Here is a 25,514-nt window from a genome sequence, read left to right as displayed (position 1 = left end):
CTTTTTTTCTGCCCCCGCATATATTGCAGGGAATGAGGATCGCAGAGCGGGGAGGTGCCTGGCAGAATGGACGCGTGGGTAAAAGAGGGAGAGGAAGAGAAAAAAAGCGGGGAACAGGCGGCGGGGCAAAAACAGATCTTTCGCGCGGCGGGTGCAAAGACCGGCAGAGGGGGAGAGGACAAGGTCAGCCCCATCCTGACGGTGCAGCTGCTGTTCTGCCTCTGTGTGGTGGCATTTGTGCTGGTGATGCGGTTTGCCTCTCCTGATTTTTTTGCGCAGATGGGCAAGCGGTATGGGGAAATGCTCACCCAGGGCGTGTCTCTTACCAGCAGCGGGGAGCTGTTCCGCTTTGCCAGCGCAGGGGTCGAGAGTTTGCAGGAGAAACTGCGCCGCGCCGTGGAACAGCTGGGGGCAGAAAAGCCCGACAGTGCGCTGGGACAGGGCGGACAGTATGAAGTCACCCACGCGGAATACCTGAAAACAGTGACGCTGGCGGGCTATGTGCTCAGCGACAAGCCCGCCATGCCGGTGCAGGGGACGCTGACCTCCCCCTTTGGCTACCGCGTCCACCCCATTACAGGAAAGACCGATTTCCACACCGGCGTGGACCTGGCCGCGCCGCTGGGGACGCCGGCGGCCGCTGTCTGGCCGGGAGTGGTCGCGGAGACCGGCTTCGACGACATCAACGGCAACTACGTCAAGGTGATCCATTCGGGCAGCGTCTGTACCACCTACAATCATCTGTCGCAGATATCGGTAAAGACGGGCCAGAGCCTCAAGCGGGGAGAGACCGTGGGGCTGGTGGGCAGCACCGGTGTTTCCACCGGGCCGCATCTGCATTTTGAGCTGCTGATCGACGGGGTGCGGGTGGACCCGGCCGCGGCGCTGGGGCTTTGAAACGCTTTTTTTCGGTCAGGGCGCCGGTGCCGTTGCTCGCCGCCCTGACGCTGCTGCTGATGTGGGACGCGACCGGCTTTGCCAAGCTGTCGCTGCTCTGCGCCGCGCTGCATGAGGGCGGCCATATTCTGGCGTTCTGCGCCCTCACCGGGCATTTCCCACACGTCACCTGTTCGCTTTCCGGCCTTGCGATGAAGATGGACGGCGTGCGGCTTTCGCTGCAAAAAGAAAACCTGCTGCTGCTGGCCGGGCCGGCGGCAAATCTCGCTGCGGCGCTGGCCGCTTATCTGCTGATCCAGCACCGCGCCTCGTATCTGCGCTACTTTTTTGCGTGTGAAAATCTCTGCATGGCGCTTTTCAATCTGCTACCCATCGGCTTTTTGGACGGCGGACGGCTGCTCTCCAACTGCTTTGGGCTCATGGACGGGGTGCTGTTCCGTGCACTGACCCTTTGCTGCTGCTTTTTGCTGGCCATTTTCGGCGGCGTTCTGCTGCGATACCGCGGCGCCGGTTTTCTTCTGTCTCTGGGTTTTTGCCTGATGGTGCTGGCCCTGTGCGCCAAAAGCCTGCGCTCGTAAAAAAGCCGGTTTCGCCTGTATTTTCCGCGCAGCCCTGCCGACGGCGTCTTGAAAAAAGCGCGGGCGGGACGCGGACTTCCGGTCAAAAGCGCGAAAGCGGCGGCAGTGCGCTTTCTGCAAGACAAGGCTGAAAGCGCCGCTTTTTCAGCGCGCAAAGGCGATATCAAACTGAAAAAAGGGACCCCGTACACAGTACCGGGGTCCCTTTCGCATGGGCCCATGCCCTTGAGAGACACAGCCTTGCCTGCCTTGCCCAAAAGCGCCCGGGTCGGTCGCGCAGCAGGAAGAGGCTGCTGCGCCCCGCTCTTTTTGAGATGGCCGGGCCGGCTGTCCCGGCCGTGCTGCTGTTGCAGCTTGCGCGGCGGCGCCTGTCTGTGTATGATAAAGGGAACGGGAGGCGTTCCTTGAATAAAAGGGACAGGATGCGGGTGCGGCGCAGGGGCGCCCCGCATCGCAAAAGGAGGGTGACGTGAATGAAGAAGCGGATCTGTGCTTTTTTTCTGGCAGGGGCGATGGCGATGGGGCTGTTCGGCTGCGGAGAAGCGCCGCAGGGGGCAGCGCCGGCGTGGGGGCCGGGCGTCATAACAGGTGAGCGCGGCGCTTTTTTGACGTCTCAGCAGGACCTGTATGATCCGGCGCTGGTCCCCTCTGCGGCGGCCTACGCGGTGGCGGAGGATTTCAGCAATGTGATCAACTATGGCGACTGGGAGCGCGTGTTCACCGATGAGGCAAAACAGCTGCTCGCGCAAAACGGCTTTGTGGTGCTGGAGGACGGCATGGAGGAGTTTTTCAGCCTCTATGAAAACAACCGCTATTCCCTCACGCCGAATTTTGTCACCACCGACGCCATGATGCACACCTATCATCTGTTTTTCAGCCGGTTGCTGAAAAATGTCGAGCGGGAGCACTTTTGCGACGATCTGGCCGCCGTCAGCGCCGTCCTGCGGGACGAGAGCCTGACCCAGGCGGAAGCGCTCAAGGGCACCGGCTGGGAGAACGCAGCCCTGCGGAACGCGGCGTTTTTTTCCGTGGGGCTGGCGCTGCAGCAGCCCGACGCCGAGATACCGGCAAAGGTGCGGGACGCCGTTCAGCGGGAACTGGACCTGATCGGGAAAGCGGAGGGCATTGACGTGTCCCCGGTAATGAATCTGGGCGGCGGGACAGAGATAGAGGAGATGGAGGACTACTCTCAATACATCCCCCGCGGCTATTACACGACAGCGGAAGAGCTGGGACGCTATTTCAAAGCCATGATGTGGTACGGGCGGCTGACTTTCCGGCAGAGCGACGAGGACCAGAGCCGCAGCGCGCTGCTGATGACACTGGCGCTGGCCGGCAGCGGGGCATGGGAGAAATGGGAAAAGATCTATACCGTCACCAGCTTTTTTGTGGGCGACAGCGACGACGCCGGCGTCTATGAATATGCGCCCCTGATCGAGGAGGCCTATGGCGGCTGGCCCCAGGTGAAAGATCTGCCGCAAAACGGGGATGCCTGGGAGGCGTTCCGGCAGGCGGCGGAAAAGCTGGACCCGCCCGCCATCAACTCGATCCCCATCTTCGACGAGGATATCCAGCCCGATCAGGAGGAAGCGATCGCCGGTTTCCGCTTTTTGGGGCAGCGGTTCACGCTGGACGCCTCTGTTTTTCAGCAGCTGGTTTATCGGCAGGTGAGACAGAATCCCGCGGGGGAGAGACGCATGCTGCCATCTGCGCTGGACTTTCCGGCGGCGCTGGGGTCCGCTGAAGCGGAAAAGCTGCTGACGGCAGCCGGGGCCATGGAGTATGAGGGTTACGGCGCAAATCTGGCGAAGCTGCAGGACTATCTGTCCGACCCGCCGCAGCAGCTGTGGACTGCCAGTCTCTATGGCGGATGGCTGAACACCCTGCGCCCTCTGCTTGCCGAAAAGGGCGCGGGCTGGCCCCAATTCATGCGGAACGAGGCGTGGACGCGCAAAAATCTGAACAGCTTTCTCGGCAGCTGGACAGAGCTCAAACACGATACCGTGCTGTATGCAAAACAGGTCTACGGGGAGATGGGCGGCGGCCCTATGGAAGAGAAGGACGACCGGGGATATGTGGAGCCGGAGCCGGTGCTCTATTCCCGCCTGGCAGGTCTTGCCCGCGCCACCGCCGACGGCCTTGCGCAGTACGGCGTGCTGCGGGACGCGGATGCTGATAATCTGGAACGCATGACGGAGCTGGCGCGGCAGCTGACGGTCATCTCGGAAAAAGAGCTGCAGGATGAGCTGCTGAGCGATGAGGAATATGATCTGATCCTCAGTTTCGGCGGCCAGCTGGAACATTTCTGGTATGACGCGCTGGCGGATGAAGCCAGCGACGGCGTCATTACCAGCGCAGACCACCCGGCGGCAGTGATCACCGATGTGGCCACCGACCCGGACGGCGGGCGGGTGCTGGAGGTGGGCACCGGCCAGGTGAACAGCATCTTTGTCATCGTCAGTGTGGACGGCGTGCTGCGTCTGGCGCGCGGCGGCGTGTTCTCTTTCTATGAGTTTGCCCAGCCCCTGGACCAGCGCCTTACCGACGAGAAATGGCGCAAGATGCTGGGCATCGACCGATTTGATGAAAACGGCAATTTTGTGGATGAGAGCGTTGACGTACCCCCGCCCGAATGGACGGCCTCGTTTCTCACCGCGTCGGACCGCGGATGGTGAAAAGCAGAGGCACGGCGGGCCGTCTTAGATGGGGCGTGCTGGCGGCGGCGTTCTGCGGCGCGCTTATCCTGGGGCTGCTGTGGCTGGACGGGGCTTTTCTCGCCCGTTGGCAGCAGAGGACGGAAGTGTTTGACCCGGACGGAGACGGCCGTCAGGAAACGTTTCTATTGGAGCGGCGCTCGTTTGCGGTGCTGCGGGATGGGGAGACGCTGTGGGGCACGGACGGGGACTGGAAAGTAGAGGATTATCTGCACGGGGATCTCGACGGAGACGGTGCGGAGGAACTGCTGCTGCTGGTGTGGAAGCGGGGCAGCTACGGCCCGGTTCGGCCTTTCTGGGTAGAAAGCGACGGGGGCGGCTATTCGCAGCACATCTTTATTTACCGCTGGGCGGACGGCCTGCCGCAGCCGGTATGGATGTCCTCCGCCCTGCAGCCGCAGGTGCGCCAATGGTCGCTGGAAGCGGGCCGGTTGAACATCCTGACCCGTGAGGGCGAGACAACCTCTTGGGCCTGGCGCACCTGGGGCCTGGAGCGGGTGGACGGGGGCAGAACGGAGTTGTAAACAATAGCCGGAGGCTATTGTTTGTAGCCATGCGGCCTGTCCTCAGGCCGCGGCGAATAGAAATAAGTCATTGTTTAAAAATAGCTTTGCGGCTTATTGTTCGGCCATTGCCCCGGTTATCCTACAGGGACGAGGGGCGGACCATTAAAAAGCTTTTATTGCAGAGCAACAAAAAAATAGCCGTAAGGCTATTTTTTTTGGCTGATCGCCCGGTTGCCGCGCAACAACGCGCAGGTCGTTTTTTCGGCCGTGTTCCCGGCTGCCGCTTCCGCAGCAAAGGCAGAAGCTGTCACAATAAAAGATTTTTTGCACAATAGAAAAGTTGTATGATAATATAGTGTTAAAACGCCGCTGCAGTAGCATTGCCGCCCGGGGCTGGATAGGGGCGGCGCTTTTGCCGCGCTGCTGTGCACCGTAATAGAAACAGCCGCAGATCATTTTTGGGAGCTCCCTTTTTCAATTTCCGCGCAACGATGGGGAACGAGACGACGGCGTCCTGCGGCATGTTTGCAGCGGGTGATGCGGCGGGAAAATCGCTTTTTTACGCGTGCGCCCGGGGCGGCATTTTGCGGCGTTTTCGCTGATTTTTGTTTTGTCCTTTTTTCTCCGGCGCCTTTGCGCGCAGCCCGGCGGCGCTCTGCCGCGCGCCGGGTTTTTCAGCGGCCGATGCAGGGCGTCCGCAGACGGCGCCCGTCCCCGCCGGGCGGGCGCAGGGCCTGCGGAAACACACACACCTCTGCCGTCCGGCGCCGGAGCAAAAGAGCAGGTCTGCCCGGGCGAAAAGCGCCCACAGGGAAAACCGCCGCCGGGGCAACAGATCTTTTTTTACAGAACAAATTAAAAAACCCACGCAGGGCTTTCGTCCCTGCGCGGGTTTTTTGATGGAAAAAATCGGGGAGGAGAGTGAGAACGGGTAAACCGCCGCGTGCCGACCTTTCTCAAAAATAAAAATACGGGACGCCGCGCATACTAACTGCAAAAGAAAAGGAGGCTGCAAAATGAATGGACAACTGCTGGATATCGCGCTGCTGGAAAGCTTCCGCGACCATTTGGTCCGTGAGGAGCGCAGTTCGAAAACGGTGGAAAAATATGTGCGTGACGCCCGCGCCTTTTATTTTTTTCTGCCCCCGGACAAATGGCTGACAAAAGAGCGGGTGATGGACTATAAAGCCCATGTGACGGAAAATTATAAAACGGCAAGCGCCAACTCGATGCTGGTTGCCGTCAATCGCTTTTTGGCCTTTCTGGGCTGCGGCGACTGTCAGGTAAAACTGCTCAAGGTACAGCGCGCCAATTTCCGGCATGCGGAGAAAGAACTGTCGAAAGAGGAATACCGCCGCCTGCTGGCAGCGGCGCAGAACAAAAAAAACGAGCGCCTGTATCTGTTGATGCAGACGCTGTGCAGCACCGGGCTGCGGGTGAGCGAACATCGGTTCGTCACGGCGCAGGCCCTGCGTGAGGGCGCTGTCCGTGTGCGCAGCAAGGGCAAGGAGAGGGTGGTCTTTCTGCCTCCTGAACTTATCCGGCAGCTGCGGGACTATTGCGCGCGGCGGCGGATCAGTGCCGGGCCGGTTTTTGTCACCCGCACCGGCCGCGTTTTGGACCGCAGCAATATTTGGGCGGAGATGAAACGCCTTTGCCTGCAGGCCCGGGTAGCGGCGCAAAAAGTATTCCCGCATAACCTGCGACACCTGTTTGCCCTGACCTATTACCGGCTGAAAAAAGACATCGTGCGGCTGGCCGATGTGCTGGGACATTCCAGTGTGGAGACGACAAGGATCTATACTGCGACCACCGGCAGGGAAGAAAAAAGACTGGTCTCCCGACTGGGGCTTCTGGCACGCAGCACCTGACAATCACATAATTTGTATTATGTGGTGTATCTTCCCGGATGGGCGTTCGCTTTTTTATATATTATGCATGAAATGGGTACAAAAATCAAGTTTATAGTGAGATCATGATGTGAAATATGACCTGAAATGTAAACTTCAATAGAGCCAGGGGGTCCTGACTCTGTTTTTGCTGCCTCGCCTGCAGAGCAAAAAACGGCCCAAAATTTTTTGTTCCATATTTTTTTCCTCATTTTGGCATTTATGTATTGTTCCCGCCGCCACCGGGCTTAGGGGTACTACATAATACAAATTATGTGGTGCGGGCAGGCGACCGGGCCGCGGGGCCATGGTGTGCCCCGGGCACGCTTTGCGCAGATGCGTCCGGCAAAAGACGGACGCGCGGAAACATGCGGGGGACCCGCCGCAAAGCGAAGCCGCTGCAAAGGATGCGAGACCAGAGGGAACGACTTCTTGAAGTGCCGGCAGCCGGCGGCCCACAGCCTGAGGGAACGGCCCGGGGCGTGCAGGCCGGCTGCCGGACATTCGCTTTTATTCTGAATCAAAAGGGGGGAGCTGGATGACAAAAACGCCCACAAAGGCCAAAAACCTTTTTCGGGTCCTCAACCTGTTGCTGTGCGTCCTGCTTTTGCCGATCATCGTGATCAATGTGATCATCATTGCCAATACTTATCTGCATCCTCAGGAGATCCCGGGCGCGTTCGGCATCAAGCCGGTGGCGGTCCTTTCCGGGTCGATGGAGGATACCTTTATGACGGGGGACCTGATCTTTTTACATAAAGCAGACCCCCAGACCTTGAAAGAGGGGGATGTGATCTGCTACTTGGCCTCCGGGCAGGCGGTGACCCACCGGGTCGTGCGGCTGGAGCAGGATGAGAACGGCGAAATAAGATACGTCACGCGGGGCGACGCCAACAGTGTCGAGGACAGAGAAACGGTCCGCCCGGAGCAGGTACAGGGAATATGGCGGGGCGGCCGCATCGGTGGGGCCGGTAATTTTGTACTTTTTCTGTCCAGCACCACCGGCATGGTCGTTTTTATCGTCTGTCCCGTCCTGCTGTTGATCTTTTGGGACATGGCTGCGCGCTGGAGAGCTGATAAAAAGGAAAAAAGCCGGGCCGACGCGCTGGAAGCGGAGCTGAATGCCCTGAAAGCGGCCCGGGACCGCGCGGGAGAAGAGTAATATCCAGCGCCTCGGCGCCCACTTCTCTGCAGGCAGCAGGTCCCAAAGAGTGCGGATGACGCAAAAGCCGGCCTTTTCGCCTCTTGCCCGCCTCTCTGTTTTTGGCCGCCCCTCGGTGGGCGGCAATGATATCTGGATGGTCTCATTCGCGGTACAGGCACAGTATGCCGCGGATGTCCCATAGAGCCGGGGCCGCCCGGTAAACGCTGCGGGCAAGTGGGAAGCGCGTTCCGCAGCAGAAAACACGCTTCCCAACCCGATTCTTTTTATTAAGGAGGAACCCTTCATGATGAAAAAAGCTGCGGGCCGCCTGGGTGTTCTGGCCCTGGCGCTCACCCTGATCAGCACCTGCCTGATGGGCGGGACGCTGGCAAAGTACACCGCTGATGTCACCGGCGATGCGACGGCCACCGTCGCAAAATTCGCCTTTGATTTGAACGGCGCCACCGAGCAAACTGGCAGCCAGAAGATCGATCTTTCCGCCCTTTTCAGTAAGGCTTATAACAACGACAAAGTAAGCGCCTCATCCGCCGTCGTGGCGCCCGGCACCAGCGGCAAGGTTGCGATCACACTGCAGAATAATGGTGAGGTCGCCCTCAAGCCTACTTTCAAAATCGCGGAAACCAATACTGGAAATATTCCGCTGCAGTACGCGATCACGACCGATGCTAGCGATCCAGCAGACGGTGCATGGGCAGCGGCAACGGCTTTGAAGCCGACGGATACGGAAGTCGCGGTGGGCAGCGCGGCCCAGACGTTCTATCTCCATTGGAGATGGGACCCTGACAGTGCCGCCGCAGCTGACACCGCGCTTGGCGTCAAGGAAACTCTGGACACCGCAAAGCTGGATATCACCTGCAAGGTGGAACAGGTCGTCCCCACGGATACCCCCACGGCTTAAAATCTATTTTCCCGCCCCTGTGCCAGGCGGGGTCAGCAAGGGCTTTTCAGCCCTTTGCAGAGCGCGCGGCGGCTGGCCGCGCGCCCTGCAAACGGTTGAAGACCATCCGCGAAAGGAGGGACAACGATGAGAGAGGAAGAACAGGACGCGCGCGGCCCTTCGCCGGAAAAGACAAAAGGCAATGCGCGCATGCGTTGGTTTCTGCTGCTTGTGCTGGCGCTGTTGGCGGTTTTTTCGTCGGTCCTTGTCGGATTTCTCATTGGCCGCAACACGGACCCCCACCGCGGGCAGATCCTTGATACCATCGTCATCGGGCAGGATGGGGGCCGGGCCGTCCACCTTGCGGGGCAGGTGCGGTATGCGGACGGCACGGCCTGCGCGGACAGCGTGGTCGAGCTGCACAGCGAGCCGCGCATGACCCGGACGGATGCCCAGGGCCGCTTTTTTTACGATAACGTCGATTTGGGCGAGCACACCTTTTCCGTGCTGGACGCAGAGGGAGCCGTGCTTGCCTCCTGCGGCGTCACGGTCAGCCGGGGCGGTGCGCAGCCTGTGGAGGTGGCGCTGGCCGGCGAGGACCGGTATGCAGTACAGCTTTCCGCAGAGGTGCGCTTTGTTGAGCTGGCCATAGAACTGCGCGGGGACGGGGAGGAGCTGAAGCTCATCCCCAAAACCGCCGCGGCGCTGAAAGACGATGGGACGCTCTTTGCAGATGGAAACGGGATAGACGCTGCAAAGGGCGTGATCGTTCTGCCCTCCGGCACCGTGATCCTGACCGACGGCACGGTGGTCGCATCGGGATGGCTGGTCCTGCCGGACAACACGGCCGCCCCCATCCCCGCCGACGGGCTGGAAGCGGGCGGCGGGGAGCGGGTGGAAGCGGAGGGCGGCGTTCGCCTGCCGGACGGGACAGTGATCTCGGCGGGGGACATCCGCCTGCCGGACGGCGAGATCGTTTCGTCCCAGACGCCCTACCAGATCGGCGCGGGCGGCCCGGCCCCCGAGGGGGGCGCGCAGAGCCGCCCAGGCGGACAGAGAGAGCCTGATGGCAGCCCTGGCGGCGGCTCCGCCGGCGCGCCGGGCAGCGGTTTGGGGCCGGGGCCCTCCGGCGGTGGTTCCTCTTCCAGTACATCCTCTTCCGCCGGCTCGTCCTCTTCAGGCTCGTCGTCTTCGGGCTCGTCCTCCTCCAACACATCTTCTTCTGCTCCGGCCCAGACGCCGGTCCCGCCGTCTTCCTCCTCGGAACCGGAGGACGACGGCAAGGGAAAGCTGACAGCGGAACAGGATGCCCCCGGCGGCTGGAGCCCGTGGGAGAGCGCAAGTGAGATCGACCTGTTCCGCGACCGCACGGGCACGGCTGAAAACGGCGATCTTCAGCCCGGGGCGCGCGGGACTTACCAGTTTCGGCTCGTCAACAGCCGCGAGACTGATTTGACCTATACGATCACGGTCGCAGAATCCAGTTTCCATCTGCCCATGCGTTTTCGGCTTGTCCTGCCGGACGGCGCTGCGGGTGGGTGGCAGACCCTGCAAAAGGGGCAGGCCCTGCGCCTTGGCGGCGGCACGATCGGGCAGGAACCGGCAGTCCTGAAGATCGAATGGGAATGGTCGTACGAGGGCGGCGATGACAGCGCCGACACAGCCGCGGGCGCTGCACAGGACCGGACTTATAAAGTGAGCCTGAAGATCCATGCGGAATAAGCGGGCGGGCGTCAAAAGGCGGGGCGCTTTGAAAAAAATCAGCCGCGGCTTTGCCGTGGGCATCGCGCTGCTGGCGCTTTCAGCGGCTCTGTGGCTTCTCTATGAAAGGTTCGTCAGGAAAGAACCGCTTCCCGCCCTGTTCGGATATGCCGCGGTGACCGTCCTTTCGGGCAGCATGGAGCCGGCTTTTTCAGCCGGGGATCTGCTGGTCATCCGCCAGGAGGACCGCTATGAGCCGGGAGATATCGTCACCTTTTCCGACGGGGGCGTATTGATCACCCATCGGATCATTGGCCGCGAGGAGGATGGGTTTCGCACAAAGGGAGATGCGAACAGCGCCGCGGACGGGGCGCTTTTGCGGCCGCAGCAGATCAGGGGGCGGGTGGTGTGCAGGCTGCCTGCAGCGGGCAGGGTCGTTCTTTTCCTGCGCACCCCTGCGGGACTTTTGCTCGTGCTGACTGCGGGCCTTGGAGCCCTGCTGCTGACCGGGCCGCGGCAGAAGCGACAAAGGAAAGGAGAGGAGCGGGAAAAATGAAGAAACATCTGACACCAGCCAGGCTTTTGGGCTATGCGCTTTGTCTCAGCGCCGTGTTCGCCGCTGTGGGCGGCCTCTCTTATTCCCGCTTTTCCGCCCCGGTGTCCGGCAGCGGCACAGCGGCAGTCGCCGCCGCTGCGCTGGATCTCACCTCGCAGGAGGCGATCGATGTCAGCGGCATGAAGCCCGGGGATGTGAGAACGTTTTCGTTTCAGGTGGCCAACTACTCCGGCGGCCGCGTCAGTGAAGTGGCCCAGGAGTATGAGATCGCTGTGGAGACGACGGGAAATCTGCCCCTCACCTATGCGCTGGCTGCCGACGGAGGCGAAGAGGCAGGCCGTGTAAAGGCGGGTGAGGGCGTGCGCGTGTGGACGGGCGGTCTTTTCCCCGCGGCGCAGCAGACCGCTCACACCTATATTTTGACTGTGAGCTGGCCGAAAGAAAAGACGGCTGAAGATTACGCCCGGGAGATCGATCTGGTGACGCTGGTCATAAATGCAAAGCAGTCTCTTCCGGCGCAGGCCTGAGAGGATCGACGGCAGAGGGGAGGCACGGCCCGATGGAACGCCGCAGATATAAGTTTCACAGCAAAAAAAAGAAGAGGGATCACCGGCTGCCCGCCGTGCTGGTGATCATCGGCATCTTGCTGCTGTCCGGCAGCGCAGTCACCTTTTCCCGCTACGTGCTGCAGCGGGAAGAGGGACAGATCGCGACGGCCGCTGATTTTTATTTTGAGAGCGATTACCTGAAAGAGGGCGGGGCCGCATATACGGTGTACACCGGCTCAGTCAATATCCGGGTGGCCAATCATGACGGGCTGAACGCCACAGGCGCGGATATCAGCTATACCATTGGCGAAAAGGGAAGTGCCGAGCCGCGCACTTTAAAGGGCGGCGCGCAGAGCAGCGATGAGTATGACCTGTCCGGGACTGCGGGGGAGACAAAGACTATCTTTGCCGCCGCAGCTTCCCCCTATCAAAAGACTTTGTCCGCCTCTTTCACTTTTCAGGACCCCGGAGAAAACACGGTATACAGGATCACCGACCAGGGATATTATCTCGTGCTGGATCTCTATATCGGGGCGAAGGTCCAGGACATTACCATCATTTACGGCGCAGATCTTGTACCTGACAGCACAAACGAACTGATGGCAGGCTGGACGTCAGGCGAAAGCGGGACCTTGTCAGGGCTTTCTCCCCACGCCCATTACTCTCTTGTTTTCTTTGAAAGTACGCTTGCAGATCATCCTGCGGTCGGCGAAAAGCTCTTAGAGGGCGGCTCCATTGCGCTTGCCGATCCTTGATTTTTCCGCAGCCGGGAGGTGATACGATGCCGAAAGCATATCACAAAAAGTTAAAAAGAGGCGCCGCGTTTCTGACGGCGCTGTTCGTTGTTCTGTCTTTTTTCCAGTGGGATATTTTTACCTCTTACGCCCTGAACCCGCAAACGGTCTATCAGATCGGCGATCATGTGACGGCTTCGCTTTCCGGCGATGGGACCCTCTCGGTCCGCGGTACCGGGGATACCTATGATTACCGGGATGCCGATGGCGCCCGCGCGCCGTTTTATGGAGAGCGGCAGCTCATCCGGCAGATCGAGATCGCTGATGGCGTCGCTTCGGTCGGCGATTATCTGTTTTATAACTGCGAAAATTTGTCCGATACACTGATACTGCCCGCCTCGGTCGTCCGCATCGGCGAAAAGGCGTTTTCCGGGGACAGCGCCGCCGCAGCCCCGGATTTCACCTATGTCTATAACCACTTTACCGCGATGGACAGTTCTTCTCAGGACGAGACCGCATCTGAGCCGACGGCAGCCCCGGAGCCGTCCGCTGTACCTGAGCCGACCGCCGTGGCGGAACCGACCGCTTTGCCGCAGCCGACCGCCGTGGCGGGGGCGGAGATGGCACTGCCGGAGGAAACGCCGTCTGTTTCCGAAAATGCGCCGGAAACAGCGCCGCAGACGGCCCCGTCCGCGGACCCGCAGGGCGGCACGGGCGCGGATGCCGGTACGGCGCCGGGTCAGGACGCTGGCGCAGCGCCTGCGGCGGCAGATGCGGAGCCTCAGGGGCTTGACATCCCCGCAGAGCCGGCGCCGGCAGGCGCCGGGCCCCAACCGGCAAAGTCCCCCGTGACACAGCAGGAGATAGGGGAAGAGATCTTTTATCCCGGCCGGCTTGGTGTGTTTGAATGTGCCGAAAGCCGCAACCAGAGCTTTATTGCGGCGGCGGCCGGCGCAGGCTACGCGGAAATTTTGTCCTGGACGGTCGTTCCCCTTGACGACGGCTTCGGGAATCGCGCCGCGTATGCGATGCCGGTCACCGGGAAAGGCGCGTTTTTGCCCGCTTATGAAAAGACCGGCTTGAAAAAGCCGGGAGACGCGCGGACCGGCTATCGCTTTACAGGCTGGAAAGCGGAGGGCAGCGAGACGGCGGTGCTGGCCGCCAACAGTTTTTGCGCGCTGCCGCAGGACGGTCTGGCCGCACAGTGGGAGACGCTGCCCCGCAGTTTGAAACAGCAGACCATCTCCCGCACCGCAGGCACACAGCTGGTGGAGATCAGCGGCAGCCTGCCGGAAAGCGCCCAGATCTTTGCGCAGGAAGCCGAACTGACGCCGGACCTGCTGGAGCTGGTATCAGGGGCTCTGGGCAGCGATGCGCCGGAGATCTTTTTTGCGCTGGATATCGCTGTGCTGGTGGACGGCGAGAAGTACCAGCCGGAAGAATACGGTGAAAGTGTCACTGTGAATATCCGCAACGTGGAAAACCTGCCCAGCGGGGATGTGAGCATACTTCACCTGAAAGAGAATGACCAGACCAGCGGGTTTGATTTTGTGGAGACCCTTGCACCTCAAAGCCTGGCGGAAAACACGGTAAAGTTTGCCGCTGAGAGCTTTTCCCTCTACATTGCCGCAAAAGCCGCAGCCGGGGAGACGATCGTTTTTGATCTGTCTCAGGGACCCGTCACGCTGGGGGCGAATTATTCGGGCCGGGACAGCAGCGGGGCGGCGGTGACCGGGGCGCATCAGGCGGACAATTACTATGTCGTGACCCAGAGCGGCGCGGCTGCCACGGAGAACAACATCAAATTTGAGGGGGACGGCCTGAGTTTCCGGGTGGAACTGGCTGGCGTCAACATCAGCAGGACGTTTGCCGGTAAGGATACGACTGACGCTGACATCGAGGCGAACAGCAGCATTTTTATCCCGGCCTATGAGGGCTGTGAAAAGCACGTCACCCTGTATTTGAGCGGCAGCAACGTCCTGGACAATATCGCTTACTATACGCATTCAGCCGACAATACAAGCGGAACGCAGGTCTCCGCCTCGACCCTGAAGATCACCAGCGCGGCGGGTGACGGGTCAGAGGAAGGCTCTTTGACGATCGACGCGACGGCGCGCAGCCGTTACACCTGCATCGGCGGCACGGGCACAAGATCTCCGGCCACCGGGCTGACCCTGGCCGGCGGCACCATCACCGCCGTCAACAACGAGTATGAAGCCGCGATCGGCGGCGGCAGCAACGGGTATGCGGAGATCTTTATCACCGGCGGTTTCATCACCGCGACCCAGGCCACCGGCAACGCCCCCGCGATCGGCAGCGGCAGCGGCGGCACCGCTGCGGGCGCGGACGCCAGGATCGTGATCACCGGCGGCACTGTCGCTGCGGCCAATCAGGGGGCGGGCGGCGTCGCGATCGGCGCGGGCGGCTCGACTGATGCGGCCGCCGGAACGGCCGATATCTCCATCAGCGGCGGCACGGTCATCGCGACAGCGGGGGGTAAAAAGGCGATCGGCAGCGGCTACAGTGAAAAAGAACAGAGCTATGCCGCCGCCTCGGTCCGCATCACCGGCGGCAGCGTCGACGGTACGGTGACCGGCACGCCGACCTGTGACGGTGCAGCGCAGGTACAGCGCACCGCGGTCACGTTGAAAAGCAACGGCGCGCCGCAGGCAGGCCTGGCCGTCGACTCGTTTACCCTGTCGTCCGGCGCGGTCTACGGCGCGGCGGATGTAAAGACCGATCAGACCGGCACGGTGTATCTTTGGCTGCCGGATAATGTCGCCGTCACGGCGGCACGGTCGGGCATCTATGTCTTTACCGGCGAGGTGAAAAGCGGAGCAAGCGCCGATCTGACCAGCGGCACCGTGCTCTTTGACCTTGCAAAAGGACCGGTCGTGCTGGGAGAGACCTATTCGGGCACGGACGACGCGGGGCAGCCGGTGACCGGGACGCACGACCCGCAGACCTGCTATATCATCCGGCAGAGCGATTCTGCCGTCAGCGCAACGACCAATACCATCACATTCCAGGGAAATGGTTTGACTTTTCAGGTCGTGCTGGACTCCATCAATGTAGACAGAACTTTTCACAACACGGGCAACGACGACAACCGCGATGTGGACAGCAGCATTTACATCCCCGCCTACCCCGGGGCCGAAAAGCATGTCACGCTTTATTTAAGCGGTGAAAACAGGCTGAACACCATTTGCTATTATACGATCAATGAGGATAGCCATGGGACGGGAGCGGGGCGGTCGGCCTCCACGCTGAAGATCACCAGCGCGGCGGGAGACGGCGCGCTGGACGGCTCGCTGACCATCGACGCCACACAGAAAGGCCGCTTCAGCTGCATCGGCGCCACCGGAGACAAGTCCACGGCCACGGGGCTGACCATCGCCGGCGGCACCATCACGACCAGAAACAGCGGCGCGGAAGCGTGCATCGGCGGCGGCAGCAACGGCTTTGCGGAGATCTTTATCACCGGGGGCAAGATCAGCGCGACCCAGAACGGGAACGCGCCCGCGATCGGCAGCGGCAGCGGTACCGTGGCTGTGGGCGCTGACGCGGAGATCACGATCTCCGGCGGTATCGTGCAGGCGGAAAACATAAGCTCTTCCGGGGTCGCCATCGGCGCAGGCGGGTCTTCAAGACAGGCCGGCGGATATGCGAAGGTCCGGATATCGGGGGGAGACATCCTTGCCACTGTCACCGGCGGCACCGGCATCGGCGGCGGAAACTCCATCGACGTGGCCGGGGGCGGCGCCGAGGTCGCGATCTCCGGCGGCACCGTGGCGTCCAACGGCGCGATCGGCGGCGGGTTTTCCGAGACGATGGGGTACGCGGGCGCTGCGATCACAGTGACCGGCGGCAGCCTCAACGCCATGATGTCCAAAACGCCCACGAACGGTTTTGCCAATGTTTATCTCACCAGCGCCACCCTGTACAACGCGGACCGGCGGATGGCGGACACCGCCGTGGACACGATCAGCGTGGCCGGCTATGGAATGAAAGACGTGCGCACCGACGGCAGCGGTACCCTGTATTTATGGCTGCCGGAAAATACAGAATTGACGGGGGCGAGCGCGGGCGGCAATGGATTTACGGGCAGCGTCCTGGCGAAATATGCGGGCATTTTGAAATACAACTCCGCAAAGGTTTATTATTCCGTACATTTTCCCTATGACGACCGTTTTACGGTGTACGCCGATGCGGACATGACGATCCCGCTTATGGGGACCCAGACCGTGCCGGCAGGCGATGTGCTGTCCTTTTGGGTACAGGCAAAAACATATGACGGCAGCGGGCACTGCTATACGGTGGACGCCTACCGCTCTGCAGATACCTCAATGACTCTTTTACCTGCTGAAAGCGCCAAAAGCGGCAGCTATGCCTATGGGCTGACCGTCACTTCCAATACGGAGCTGCTGTTCGTCACCCGGGCGGGAAGCGCAACGCCGCGCCTGTCGCTGGATATCTCTACCGCCAACGCGGCGGTAGACAGTGAAAGCGTCACCATCGGCGGCTACAAGCTGTCGGGATATACGGGAGATCTTTTCCTCACCTCCGGGGGCCTGCCCACCTCTCGTCTGCTTGTTGTGACAGGCGGAACGCATGCGGTCATGATCGACCGGCTGGTCGCCCAGAGAAGCGGCAATGTGATACAGATAGACGGCGGCAAGCTCAGCGTCACTGCGTCCAGCTTTAATAATAACCTTGCGTCTGCGGGCCACTCTGCCATTTTGGTGCAGGAAGGGGCGGAGCTGGATCTGTCGGTCAGCGGCACAGCCTCTCTGGAGATCAGTTCCTCCGACACCCGTTTTTCTCCTATCGGCGGCAGCGGCGCGGTCAACATCACCAAAGACGGCGGTTTTCTGACCTTATCGGGGGGAGAGAACAAACAGATCACGGCAAAAAGCTATACCTATACGACAAGCTCGCTGAGCGGCGCACTGCCCTATTCGGTCCTGCTGACGGAGGGGACGCTGGCGGGCTACCACGACGGAAGCAGGCTCACGGCGGCGGACGCGGCCCACTCGGTGTCCGCAAAAACCGTCTTTACCGCCTGCGCGGTCAGCTATCTGCTTCCCAGTGATATGCAGGCCCCGGCATATGCCATTTCTGAAAACGGCGGCCTGAGCATCACGCTTCCCGCGGACACCGGCGTACAGACTGTGAAGCGCGACGGAACGCCGCTGGGCGGCGGGGAGTATGAACGGACGGCCGAAGCACTCCTCATCATGCCGGCCGCCGCGCACGGCAGCCTGGAGATTACGCTGGGAAAAGAGGGGGCCATTTCCTACAGGGCCGCCGATTATGCAGCGGAGTATACGGGCGAAGAGCATATCTTCCGGGTAACGGTGGCCTATCCGGCCGAGGGGGCAAAGGTCTCCTACAGCACCGATCAGGTCCGCTGGCAGGACAGTCCGCCCGTCAGGACGGATGTCGGCAGCTCGACCATCTATTGGAAGATCGCCGCGGACGGGCTGGAGGAGATCAGCGGAAGCAACACCTTTGCGGTGACCAAAGGGACGAACCAGTGGCTCACCGACCTGACCTGCCCCAGCGTCCAGTATGGAACGGCTCTGCGGCCGAATGCCCAGGCAAAGTGGGGAGAAGTCATCTATTCCTATTATACGGCGGCTGATCTTAGCAGCCCTCTCACAACGGAGCCCACGGAGGCGGGAAGCTATTATGTAAAGGCTGTGGTAGAAGAGACCGGCAACTATGACAGGCTGGAGAGCGATCTCATCCCTTTCACCATTGAGACCACCGTCATCTATTCCGCTGAGGGCAAGATTTTGGAGCGGCTGAGCACCAAAGACGGCGTGCCGATCTCGACAGCGGTGACAACGGCGGCAAACGGGGCTTTCACCGTGTCTTACGGGTTCTTTTATATCCCCAACAGCGCCGAGACGCCGCTTACCCTGCAATTTTCCGAGCCTCTGCCCAAGGGGACAAAATTGACTATGCTGGACATCTGCCCGAGCCACGCAGATAAACCGCGCTTTTTTTACTATATCGTGCCGGAGGTCGGGGCGGCAAGCGTCCGCTCTACCGACTTTTATCAAATGGGAACGGTTGTGCACGGAACTTTTGAAAATGAAAACGCCCAGACCGCGCGGGAGATCCAGTATCAGCTCTGCGTGGAATTTCCGCAGGAGGCCGCTGCCTCCTCCGGCCTTGTGATCCGGCTGACGCAAAACGGCGCGGAGATTGACAAGACGGCAGTGACCGTCACGCGGACCGCGCCCCGCTCCGCCGGGGCCCTTTCCCTGACCGCGCAAGCGGGCCAGGGAGAGATCTCAGCCGCCGCGGCGGTGTCCGGCGCTGCGGACAACAGCGTGATAGCGCTGTCCCTGCTGGACGGCAGCGGCAGCCGCATCGATTTTCCGGCAGGCCTTGGCATCACGCTGGACGGGCGCATGCCCAGCGCGGTGCGCAGCAGCTTTGCGGCTTTTGACGGCATCAAAAACGGCAGCCATACCATTTCAGTCACCGGTCTGCCGGCAGGCGACTATCAGCTGAAAGCGGACCTTTGCAGCGCGCCGGAAGATCCGTCTTATCCTTTGGCGGACAGCGTGAGCGAGGCGGCTGCCGCAGGGCTTGTGGTGAATGTGTACGAATACGCCCTCAAGGTGGAACTGTCCGACGGTCAAAGCCGTGTGGTCAATGGCGAAGCCGGGGGAGAGCTGCGCTTTCAGTTGACCGGCAGAGGGCCGGGAGAGATCACGGTCGATCCCCAGCGCAAAACAGCCGACGGTTACGTCAGCCTCGCGCCGCAGTGGGAGGCGCGCGTCACAGGCGCTGCGGGCGATGATCCGCGCAGCGCCGCGGCCGCCGTCACGGTGCCCGCGGGCACCGCGCCCGGCACTTACCGCCTTGTCTTTCAATTGGGGGACGCGCAGTTCCCGTATAATATCCTCGTGGAGTGACGGCTCTGCAGCGCCTGCCTTTTGCCCGCAAGGCGGGCGCTACGGGACAAGACAAAGAATGCCCGTGTGCTATGGCCCGGCATAAAAAATAAGCATTAGACCTTACAGGAAGATGGGTTTAAAATATAGGTGTCCCCTCAAGGCCGGCGCGGCCGAAAAGGGACACCTATATTTTTATCGCCGGGAGGCGTTTGATGTGACGGCGGAGCAGGCAAGCGAGCGCTATCATATCCCCATGCAGGTGCTGCGGGAGTACGAGAGCTGGGGTTTGTGCGGCGCCTGCGGGGACGCGCCGGGCGCGCGGCAGTACGACGGGCGGGATCTGGAACGGCTCAGCATGATCCTGGGATTGCGGGACATGGGGTTTACGGGCGACGAGACCGAGGCCTATATGCGCCTTTTGCTGGAAAGCCCGCACAGCGAAGAAGAACGTCTGCGGATGCTGGCGAAAAAACGGGCGGCCCTGCTGGAGGAGATCCATGTGAGGGAGCGGCAGCTCGATCGCCTTGACTGCCTGCGCCACAAGATACAAAAAAGCCGGCCGGGAGCAGAGCAAAGGACCGGGCAAAAAGCGGGCCGGACGATTTCCGGCGGCCAGCAGCCCGCCTGCGCCGCGGAGGAGAGCCGCCGCCCGGAAGAGACGGACTGAACCAAAACGCCTGGGCCTTCGGGCGGCTGGCGGCCGGTAACAGGGCATCATAAGAAAATGAGAGAGGGGTGCAGTTTGAATGAGATCTATCCAATTGGGCAATTCAGATCTGAAAGTGTCCCGCATCTGCATGGGCTGCATGGGGTTCGGCGACCCTGCGCGCGGGCAGCATACCTGGACGGTCGATGAAAAGACGTCCCGCGAGATCATCCGGCGCGGGCTGGAACTGGGCGTCAATTTTTTCGACACGGCGTCCGCCTATCAGGGGGGCAGCAGCGAGCAGTATCTGGGACGGGCCCTAAAAAGTTTTGCCCGCCGGGACCAGGTGGTGGTGGCCACCAAGTTTTTGCCGCGCACACAGGAGGAGATCAGCGCGGGCGTCAGCGGGCAGCAGCACATTCTGCGCATGCTGGACAGCAGCCTGCAAAACCTGGGGATGGAGTATGTGGACCTGTATATTTACCATATGTGGGATTATCAGACCCCGCTGTATGACATTATGGAGGGGCTGGACCGCACGGTGAAAGCCGGAAAAGCGCGCTATATCGGCATATCCAACTGTTTTGCCTGGCAGCTCACAAAGGCGAACGCCCTGGCCGAGCGGGAGGGGTTTGCAAAATTCATTTCGGTGCAGGGGCATTACAATCTGATCTTCCGGGAGGAAGAGCGCGAGATGGCGGGGCTGTGCAGGGAGGACGGCATCGCCATGACGCCGTACAGCGCCCTTGCGGGAGGCCGGCTGGCAAAGCGCCCGGGGGAGAGCTCCAAACGGCGGGCAGAGGACGATTATGCCCGGCTGAAATATGACGGCATGGCAAAGCAGGACGAACCCGTCATCCGCCGCGTGGCGGAATTGGCGGACCGGCGGCAGACGTCTATGACCGCGATCGCGCTTGCCTGGCTGCTGTCCAAAGTGTCGGCCCCTGTGGTAGGGGCGACCAAACTCTCCCATATAGAGGGGGCGGCCCGGGCTGTGGAGCTGACGCTGCAGCCCGAAGAGATCGCCTATCTGGAAGAACTGTACGTGCCGCACCCGCTGGTGGGGGTGATGGCGCAGAATACGGCGGCCGCAGCCAAAGAGAAACAGGTCTGGTCGCCCGGCTGCCAGAAAATTTAAAACCAGCAGCATAGGGGGAGAATACGAGTATGGATCTGCATCAGACCGACCCTGAATTTATGGAACGCTTTGAGGCCTTTGCATTGGAAGAGGTGGTCAAAGAGGAGGGGCAGCAGCTGGCGGAAACAACGCGCCATATCGCGATCCTTGCCGCCCTGCTCGGCTGCCAGGGCGTGGAGGCGTTCCGACTGGCGCTTCCGCGCGCGCTGGACGCAGGCGTGGTCCCAACGGCGGTGAAAGAAGTCGTTTATCAGGCTGTGGACTATCTGGGCATCGGCCGGGTACTGCCGTTTTTGAACGCGACAAACGAAGTCCTGAAAGCCCGCGGCGTAGAACTGCCTCTGCCGGGACAGGCCACAACTACCGCTGAAGACCGGCTGGAAAAGGGCGCGGCGGCCCAGGCGGAAATTTTTGGCGAACACATGAAAGACGCCTGGAAAGCCGGACATATCAACCGCTGGCTGGCGGCCAATTGCTTTGGGGACTACTACACCCGCACCGGCCTTGATCTGGCGCAGAGAGAGATGATCACTTTTTGCTTTTTGGCGGCCCAGGGAGGCTGCGAGCCGCAGCTCGTCTCTCATGCACGAGGCAATATGAACCTGGGCAACGACAGAGCGTTTTTGATCCGGGTGGTCTCCCAATGCCTGTCCTATATCGGTTATCCCCGCAGCCTGAACGCCATCAGCTGCATCAACAAAGCGGCGGAGGAAGCGCGATAAGGCGGGGCTGGCGCTGAGCTTCACCCGAAAGCGGCGCCGCGGCGGAAAAAAGCTGCCGGGGAGGGAGGATCCGCTGGCGGCGCGCTTTTTCGGACGACGCCCTGGCACAGGACCGCACGTATGGACGTCCAGGGGGCAGAGAGCGTCCGCGAAGATGTGAGGCGTCTGTAAAGACGTGCGGAAGGAAGCCCCTTTGCATCGGAATGCCGCGGCGGTCCATACGATGCAGACGGGGAGAGGCGCAGGCGGGCCGGTCCCAACACAGGCCTCCCGGTGCGCATGGTGCCAGACGGCCTGCGCATCCTTGAACGCGCAGGTCGTCCAAAGCGGGAAGACACCTGCTTTTTTGGCCGGGAGCGGCGGGCAAAAGACGAGCATTGGCTGCAGGCCGCCGCATTTTTCATCCGGGCAGGATGCAAAGTCTTGTCCCAGCAGGACGCCGAAAAAGAGAGACGGGCACAGCGCCTGTCTCTCTTTTTTGCTGGGCCCCGCCGATCGGGATTGAAAAAACTATGGGAGAACGCAGGCGGTAAAAAGGGCAAAGCGGGATACGGCTTTGCCGCATTGCTATTTGTCGGGACCGGGGAGGTATGTTATAATAGGGACCGGCGGCAGACTTCCGCTTTCCGTACTGCCGGACGATACGGGGAAAAGCAGGATGCCTGCGGTCCGCGTCCGCAGGGAAAACGCCCCCCCCTGGCGCTGTCTGGTCCCGGCACGGGCGGAAAAGCGCACAGGGGCGGGTCGGACGCAAAGATAAGCGGCGGGCCGCGGGGCGGCGATTATATAAGGGCAGAGGTGATCTGGTGTCTATCCCAAAACAGATTGAACAGGTTTTGATGAAGGTCCAAAAACCCGGTCGGTACACGGGAGGGGAGCCGGGCAGCATTTACAAGGACCCGGCAAAGATGGAGTGCCGGTTTGCTTTTTGCTTTCCCGACACCTACGAGGTGGGCATGTCCTTTTTGGGCATGAAAGTGCTCTACGAGATTTTGAACGCGCGGGAAAACATCTGGTGCGAGCGGGCGTTCATGCCATGGGTGGATATGCTGGAGCAGATGCGGGAAAAAGAGATCCCGCTGTTTTCCATCGAGAGCAAGACGCCGCTGGCCGAATTTGACGTGGTCGGCTTCACGCTGCAGTACGAGCTGTCCTATTCCAACATCCTCGCCATGCTGGACCTTGCCGGCATCCCGCTGCGCGCAAAGGACCGCGGGCAGGACCACCCGCTGGTCGTGGCCGGGGGCCCCTGCACCTGCAATGCGGAGCCGGTGGCTGATTTTTTTGACGCGATCATGCTGGGAGAGGGGGAGCATCAGCTGCCCGCGCTCTGCGACGCGGTCATCGACGCCAAACGGCGCGGCCTCTCCCGGGAGGAACTGCTGCTCAACCTGTCCAGGATCAAGGGCGTCTATGTGCCCTCGCTTTATACCGTGCAGTACAACAAAGACGGCACGGTAAAACATGTGACCGCGCACAAGGGCGCGCCGCGGGTGGTGGAAAAGGCGATCCTGCCGGACTTTCGCCATCAGCCGCTGCCCACCCATTTCACCGTGCCGATGGTGGGGGCGGTGCATGACCGTGCCATGATAGAGGTGCTGCGCGGCTGCGTCCGGGGCTGCCGGTTTTGTCAGGCCGGTTTCATCTACCGCCCCATGCGCGAGCGGGACGCCGATATGCTCAACAGCGCCGCGCGCGACCTGTGCCGCAATACCGGCTATGAGGAGGTGTCGCTGACCTCGCTCTCTACCAGCGATCACAGCCAGCTGGAGCCGCTGCTGGACAAGCTGCTCACCTGGACAGAGGGCGAACACGTCAATCTGGCCCTGCCCTCGCTGCGCATCGACAATTTTTCGGAAAGCCTGGTGGAAAAGACCACCCGGGTGCGCAAGAGCGGCCTGACCTTTGCGCCGGAGGCAGGCACCCAGAGGCTGCGCGACGTCATCAACAAAAACGTCACGATGGAAGAGGTGCTCAAAAGCTGTACGCTCGCCTTTCAAAACGGCTACACTGCGGTCAAGCTCTATTTCATGATGGGCCTGCCCACCGAGACGATGGAGGATATCAAGGGGATCGCGGACACGGCGCAGGCGGTGGTCGATCTGTACTACAGCCTGCCCCAGCGCCCCAAGGGCAAGGGCGTCACAGTCTCCATCAGCGTGGCCTGCTTTGTGCCCAAGCCCTTTACGCCGTTCCAGTTCGCGGCCCAGGACACGATGGAGCAGCTGCAGGAAAAACAGAAATATCTGCTCAGCTGTGTGCGCACAAAGAAGATCTCGGTCAGTTATCACGACGCGCGCATCAGTTTTCTGGAGGCCGTTTTTGCCAAGGGGAACCGCAGGCTCTCCCGGGTGCTGGAGGAGGCTTACAAAAGCGGATGCTGCTTTGACGGCTGGGCCGAACATTTTAAATTTGACACCTGGGTGGAATGCTTTCAAAAGTGCGGCATCGATATGGCCTTTTTTGCCAATCGCCCGATCCCGACCGACGAGATCACGCCGTGGGAGCATTTCAGTTACGGCGTGGACAAGCGTTTTCTTATTGAAGAGTATCAGCGCGCCCAGCGCGCGGAGACGACGATGCCCTGCAGCCGCAGATGCAGCGGCTGCGGCGCAAACAAGCTGATGGGGGGAGGGAAATGCGTTGCAAACGATCAGAGTGTGGTTCTCTAAGCAGGGCGAAGCCTGCTATATCTCCCATCTGGACCTGCAAAGGGTGGTGCAGCGCGCCCTCAAATGCGCCGGGGCGCCCGTCTGGTACACCCAGGGCTTCAACCCCCATATCTATCTGACCTTTGCGCTGCCGCTGCCGCTGGGCCAGCAGAGCATCGCCGAGAGCTTTGATTTCAAGACCGAGAGGCAGATCATCGACACCGAGGCGATCTATTGGGACTTGAACCGGGTCCTGCCACGGGGCATCCGGGCCTACGACGTCACCGGGGCGAAGATGGGCCCCAGCGAGATCGCCTGGGCGCGCTATCTGGTCCGTTTTGCGGGCGACCCGGAGCAGGCGCGCCGGACGGTGGACGCGTTTCTGGCGCAAAAAGAGATCGTGGTGGAAAAGCGCACCAAGCGGGGCGGCACAAAGCAGGTGGACCTGGCGCCCCATATCGCGAAGAGGGAGTGGCTCCCCCTCGCGCAGGAGGCCTGTCTGGACCTGACCCTCCCCGCAGGCAGCACGCTGAACCTGAACCCGGACCTGCTGCTGGGCGCGATGGAGGCGGAAATGGGCGCCGCCGCGCCCAGGGCGGAGGTCTGCCGCACCCAGGTGCTGACAGCGGGCTTTGAAAAGTTTGAATAAAACGCCGAAAAAGCTTGCAAACGCCTGTGCGGTATGCTAAAATATTTAAGCGTTAGTGTGCCGTTGGTAACCATCCAGCGGGATAATGACAATCATTAAACAGACAGTCCTCTGCCGCGGCCCGCAATGCTGCGGGTATGAATGTCGACAAAAAATGGAGGATCACAATTTATGGATGCTATGAAAATCATGACCGAGGGCATGGTCAAAGCCGAGCGGCCCGAGTTCAACATCGGCGACACCGTGCGCGTTTCCGTGCGCATCAAAGAGGGTGAGCGGGAGCGCATCCAGGCCTTTGAGGGCACCGTTATCGCCAAGCGCCACGGCGGCGTTGCCGAGACTTTCACCGTGCGCCGCACCGCTTATGGCGTCGGTGTAGAGCGTGTGTTCCCGGTCAACTCCCCATTTGTGGAGAAGGTCGAGGTCGTCCGTCACGGCCGCGTGCGCCGCGCCAAGCTGTACTATCTGCGCGATCGCGTCGGCAAGGCCGCCAAGGTCAAAGAGCAGCTCAGATAAGTGCAGCGAAAGGGACAAGGGATTGTCCCTTTTTTGCTTACAGGACACAAAAAGAGGATCGGACCCGCACCTTGCTGTTGATTGGGCAGGCCGGCAGTGCGGCCCCGGCGCGG

The 25,514-nt window shown here is 61.1% G+C and carries 18 protein-coding genes; all 18 read left to right on the top strand.

From position 1 onward, the window contains the following. Positions 1–66: 66 nt before the first annotated feature. Positions 67–897 (top strand): M23 family metallopeptidase, encoded by an 831-nt coding sequence (locus tag H8S23_RS14070; protein ID WP_186886377.1) that lies wholly within the window; start codon positions 67–69, stop codon positions 895–897. Further along, a complete protein-coding gene (locus H8S23_RS00585; RefSeq protein WP_186886376.1) occupies positions 894–1,475 on the top strand; it encodes a site-2 protease family protein in 582 nt (193 codons plus the stop codon). The genes H8S23_RS14070 and H8S23_RS00585 overlap by 4 nt, the downstream gene beginning before the upstream one ends. Positions 1,476–1,948: 473 nt before the next feature. Then, positions 1,949–4,150, top strand: coding sequence for a DUF3160 domain-containing protein (locus H8S23_RS00580; RefSeq protein WP_186886375.1), 2,202 nt, complete (start codon positions 1,949–1,951; stop codon positions 4,148–4,150). Further along, positions 4,144–4,713, top strand: coding sequence for a hypothetical protein (locus H8S23_RS00575; RefSeq protein ID WP_186886374.1), 570 nt, complete (start codon positions 4,144–4,146; stop codon positions 4,711–4,713). The genes H8S23_RS00580 and H8S23_RS00575 overlap by 7 nt, the downstream gene beginning before the upstream one ends. A 998-nt stretch (positions 4,714–5,711) precedes the next feature. Beyond that, complete coding sequence (locus H8S23_RS00570; protein WP_186886373.1) at positions 5,712–6,566, top strand: tyrosine-type recombinase/integrase; 855 nt, start codon at positions 5,712–5,714, stop codon at positions 6,564–6,566. A gap of 556 nt (positions 6,567–7,122) precedes the next feature. Next, a complete protein-coding gene (locus H8S23_RS00565; RefSeq protein ID WP_186886372.1) occupies positions 7,123–7,746 on the top strand; it encodes a signal peptidase I in 624 nt (207 codons plus the stop codon). A gap of 286 nt (positions 7,747–8,032) precedes the next feature. After that, entirely contained in the window at positions 8,033–8,647 is a 615-nt protein-coding gene (locus H8S23_RS00560) for a hypothetical protein (protein WP_186886371.1), read from the top strand. 126 nt (positions 8,648–8,773) lie between these two features. Next, positions 8,774–10,348 (top strand): carboxypeptidase-like regulatory domain-containing protein, encoded by a 1,575-nt coding sequence (locus H8S23_RS00555; protein WP_186886370.1) that lies wholly within the window; start codon positions 8,774–8,776, stop codon positions 10,346–10,348. 28 nt (positions 10,349–10,376) lie between these two features. Next, complete coding sequence (locus H8S23_RS00550) at positions 10,377–10,883, top strand: signal peptidase I (RefSeq protein ID WP_186886369.1); 507 nt, start codon at positions 10,377–10,379, stop codon at positions 10,881–10,883. Next, positions 10,880–11,410: a hypothetical protein gene (locus H8S23_RS00545; RefSeq protein ID WP_186886368.1), complete on the top strand. Its 531-nt coding sequence runs from the start codon at positions 10,880–10,882 to the stop codon at positions 11,408–11,410. The genes H8S23_RS00550 and H8S23_RS00545 overlap by 4 nt, the downstream gene beginning before the upstream one ends. Before the next feature lie 32 nt (positions 11,411–11,442). Then, a complete protein-coding gene (locus H8S23_RS00540) occupies positions 11,443–12,186 on the top strand; it encodes a hypothetical protein (RefSeq protein WP_186886367.1) in 744 nt (247 codons plus the stop codon). A 26-nt stretch (positions 12,187–12,212) separates the two neighbouring features. Further along, positions 12,213–19,097: a hypothetical protein gene (locus tag H8S23_RS00535; RefSeq protein ID WP_186886366.1), complete on the top strand. Its 6,885-nt coding sequence runs from the start codon at positions 12,213–12,215 to the stop codon at positions 19,095–19,097. Positions 19,098–19,293: 196 nt separating this feature from the next. Beyond that, positions 19,294–19,746 (top strand): MerR family transcriptional regulator, encoded by a 453-nt coding sequence (locus H8S23_RS13860; RefSeq protein ID WP_186886365.1) that lies wholly within the window; start codon positions 19,294–19,296, stop codon positions 19,744–19,746. Between the two features lie 79 nt (positions 19,747–19,825). Beyond that, a complete protein-coding gene (locus H8S23_RS00525) occupies positions 19,826–20,863 on the top strand; it encodes an aldo/keto reductase (protein ID WP_186886364.1) in 1,038 nt (345 codons plus the stop codon). Positions 20,864–20,892: 29 nt separating this feature from the next. After that, positions 20,893–21,585: a carboxymuconolactone decarboxylase family protein gene (locus H8S23_RS00520; protein ID WP_186886363.1), complete on the top strand. Its 693-nt coding sequence runs from the start codon at positions 20,893–20,895 to the stop codon at positions 21,583–21,585. An 839-nt stretch (positions 21,586–22,424) separates the two neighbouring features. Beyond that, on the top strand, positions 22,425–24,257 hold the full coding sequence (locus H8S23_RS00515) for a TIGR03960 family B12-binding radical SAM protein (protein ID WP_186886362.1): 1,833 nt from the start codon (positions 22,425–22,427) through the stop codon (positions 24,255–24,257). After that, positions 24,229–24,885, top strand: coding sequence for a TIGR03936 family radical SAM-associated protein (locus tag H8S23_RS00510; protein ID WP_186886361.1), 657 nt, complete (start codon positions 24,229–24,231; stop codon positions 24,883–24,885). Before H8S23_RS00515 ends, H8S23_RS00510 begins: the two co-directional genes overlap by 29 nt. Before the next feature lie 171 nt (positions 24,886–25,056). Continuing rightward, positions 25,057–25,401, top strand: coding sequence for a 50S ribosomal protein L19 (rplS, locus tag H8S23_RS00505; protein ID WP_186886360.1), 345 nt, complete (start codon positions 25,057–25,059; stop codon positions 25,399–25,401). The last annotated feature ends 113 nt before the right edge of the window (positions 25,402–25,514 follow it).

It is taken from the genome of Anaerofilum hominis (assembly GCF_014287275.1).
Lineage (GTDB): Bacteria > Bacillota > Clostridia > Oscillospirales > Ruminococcaceae > Pygmaiobacter > Pygmaiobacter hominis.
This window is presented reverse-complemented; position numbering and strand designations above follow the sequence as displayed.